General features: G+C 64.6%; 3 protein-coding genes and 2 pseudogenes. 2 read left to right on the forward strand and 3 right to left on the reverse strand.

Going from position 1 to position 2,487, the window contains the following annotated elements:
• Positions 1–191, forward strand: a pseudogene (locus EN781_RS30505) (DsbE family thiol:disulfide interchange protein); the annotation flags it as partial.
• A gap of 160 nt (positions 192–351) precedes the next feature.
• On the opposite strand, the gene EN781_RS30510 reads toward EN781_RS30505, so the two are convergent.
• The gene (locus EN781_RS30510) at positions 352–519 is read right to left on the reverse strand and encodes a hypothetical protein (RefSeq protein WP_126057436.1); all 168 of its coding nucleotides are present in this window, start codon (positions 517–519) and stop codon (positions 352–354) included.
• 286 nt (positions 520–805) lie between these two features.
• Here EN781_RS30510 and EN781_RS30515 point away from each other — a divergent pair, with 286 nt between their 5' ends.
• Positions 806–1,723 (forward strand): SMP-30/gluconolactonase/LRE family protein, encoded by a 918-nt coding sequence (locus EN781_RS30515; protein ID WP_126057437.1) that lies wholly within the window; start codon positions 806–808, stop codon positions 1,721–1,723.
• Between the two features lie 19 nt (positions 1,724–1,742).
• Here the strand turns inward: EN781_RS30515 and EN781_RS30520 are convergent, their stop codons facing one another.
• Complete coding sequence (locus tag EN781_RS30520; protein ID WP_126057438.1) at positions 1,743–2,276, reverse strand: NADPH-dependent FMN reductase; 534 nt, start codon at positions 2,274–2,276, stop codon at positions 1,743–1,745.
• A 32-nt stretch (positions 2,277–2,308) separates the two neighbouring features.
• Positions 2,309–2,487: pseudogene (locus tag EN781_RS36050) on the reverse strand (pyridoxamine 5'-phosphate oxidase family protein); the annotation flags it as partial.

The following is a 2,487-nucleotide window of genomic DNA, read 5'->3' on the forward strand; positions in this document are numbered from 1 at the left end:
ATCCCTACCAGGCGATCGGTGTCGACGAGGCCGGGCGGGCGGCTATCGATTGGGGCGTCTACGGCGTGCCGGAAACTTTCGTCGTCGGCAAGGACGGCAAGATCGCCTACAAGCATGTCGGGCCGATTACCGCCGAGTCGGCGGAGACGCTGCTGTTGCCGCAGATCGAAAAGGCGCTGGCGGCGCATTGATATCCAGGTGATGCCGGCCTGCGAACGGCGGCTTCCTGCGCTTCCGGTGCTCCAGTACCTAAGTACGCTCCGCTCCGGTTCTCGGAATCCACCATTCTCGACTCGGCCTGACCTGAATCTCAACGCGCCTGACAGCGCGGAGCTGGTTGGGCCGAAAAGCTCAGCCGTAGATCTGCTTGTGGATCTGGTAGAGCATCTCGGAGCGGTCGGCGCGCATGTCGGCCAGATCGCGGCTGGAGAAGCTGTCGATTTCGGCGACGAGGCGGTTGTACTGGCGGCGCTTGGCGATGTTGGTGCGAGCGCGGGTGACGAGGTTGTCGAAGATCATGGTAGAGGTTCCTTTCGTGCCGCGTTGCCGCGGCGAATTGTTCCTCCCTTGATCGATACGGAGCATGACATAGGATTGGTGCGTTGCAAAAAGAAGATGTTGCAATGCACCATTGCGCTGGGCGCATAGCCGGTTAATGCGACGTCAATTCCGCGGGGCTGGTCGCCGGGCCACAAGCCATACGCCAACTCTCGCCCTTTTTGTATTGCAACTGCGTATTCGCACATTGCCTTCTGGCTAGCGGACTGGCTTGATCCGCGCATTCTGAAATGCCCGGAGGAAAAGCATGACGGCCGCCGATTACGAAGTTCTCGATCCACGTTTTTCGCGGCTGGTCAACAGCAACGAGCGGGTGGAGAAGCTGTTCACCGGCTGCCGCTGGGCGGAAGGTCCGGCCTGGTTCGCCGCCGGCCGCTACCTCGTCTGGTCCGACATCCCCAACAACCGAATGCTGCGCTATGACGAGACCGACGGCAGTGTCAGCGTGTTCCGCCAGCCGTCCGGCAATTCCAACGGCAACACCGTCGACCGGCAGGGCCGGCTGGTCACGTGCGAGCATTCGGGCCGCCGCGTCAGCCGCACCGAGCATGACGGCTCGGTCATCACCATCGCCGACAATTGGCGCGGCAAGCGGCTCAACTCGCCGAACGACGCGGTGGTGAAGTCCGACGGCTCGATCTGGTTCACCGATCCGGCCTACGGCATCGACACCGACTATGAGGGCAATCACGCAGAAAGCGAGATCGGCGCCTGCAACGTCTACCGGGTCGATCCCGGCACGGGGGAGATCGATGCCGTCATCACCGACATGGTGAGACCCAACGGGCTTGCCTTCTCGCTCGACGAAAGCCTGCTTTATGTCGCCGATACCGGCCGCACGCATGGCGCCAAGAACCCGGCGCATATCCGCGTCTTCAACGTCGGCAAGGGTGGCAAGAAGGTTTCGGGCGGCAAGGTCTTCGCCGACTGCACGGCCGGGCTGTTCGACGGGTTCCGTCTCGACGAGGCCGGCCGAATCTGGACAAGCGCCGCCGACGGCATCCATTGCTACGATCCCGACGGCACGCTGATCGGCAAGGTCAAGGTGCCGGACGTCGTCGCCAACTGCGTCTTCGGCGGCCCCAAGCGCAACCGCCTCTACATCGCCGGCACCACCTCGCTCTATGTGGTCTGGCTGATGGTGAACGGCGCCAAGACGTATTGAGCGATGGGCCCGGCCGGTGTCATCGCGAGCGGATGAAGCCGGCGAAGGCCGAGAGCGCCTCGTTCATCGCCAGCCGGTTCGCAGGCTCCGCCAGGATCGCCTCCATCTCCGGCGGCTTCTTGCCCAGCAGCGCGATTTCCAGCGCCGCTTCTTCACGGAGCGCGAACGACATCGTCCGCATGATCTCGGCCAGGGCGGCGCGCGCATAGAGCGAGCGCGGCGAGGCATGCACGAACATAGCCGGCTTGGCGACGGCGGCGTCGCGCGACACCAGCCAGTCGAGCGCGTTCTTCAGACCGCCCGGCACGCCATGGGCATATTCCGGACAGGAGACGATGACGCCGTCGGCCGCCGTGACGGCCTCGATCAGCGCTGCCGCTTCCGGTGGCGTGCGCTCGCCCTCGTCGTCCGGGTTGAAGATCGGCAGCCGGCCAAGTCCGTCATAGAGGGTCACGCGGGAGCCGGCCGGCGCGTTTTGAGCCAGCGCCGCGAGCAGCGCCGAATTGGTCGAGGCGGCGCGCAGGCTGCCGGAAATGGCAAAGATGTTGAGCAAGCGGGAACTGTCCGGGCGAATCGTGCCCGAGGCTACCACATGGTCTGCCGGTAATCCTGGTCCAGCTCGCGGTCGATGTCGCCGGCGGCCTCGGCGAGCGCCAGCTGGTCGCGGATGATCTGGCCGAGCGTCGGCAGCGTCGCGCGGTCGTACCAGGTCTCCGGCTTCCACAGATCCGAGCGCATGAAGGCCTTGGCGCAATGCATGTAGG

The organism is Mesorhizobium sp. M4A.F.Ca.ET.090.04.2.1 (assembly GCF_003999085.1).
Taxonomy (GTDB): Bacteria; Pseudomonadota; Alphaproteobacteria; order Rhizobiales; family Rhizobiaceae; genus Mesorhizobium.

Excerpts from the sequence above, each read along its gene's own strand:
- EN781_RS30515 (WP_126057437.1), top strand. The coding sequence starts at position 806 with ATGACGGCCGCCGATTACGAAGTTCTCGATCCACGTTTTTCGCGGCTG.
- EN781_RS30510 (WP_126057436.1), bottom strand. The coding sequence starts at position 519 with ATGATCTTCGACAACCTCGTCACCCGCGCTCGCACCAACATCGCCAAG.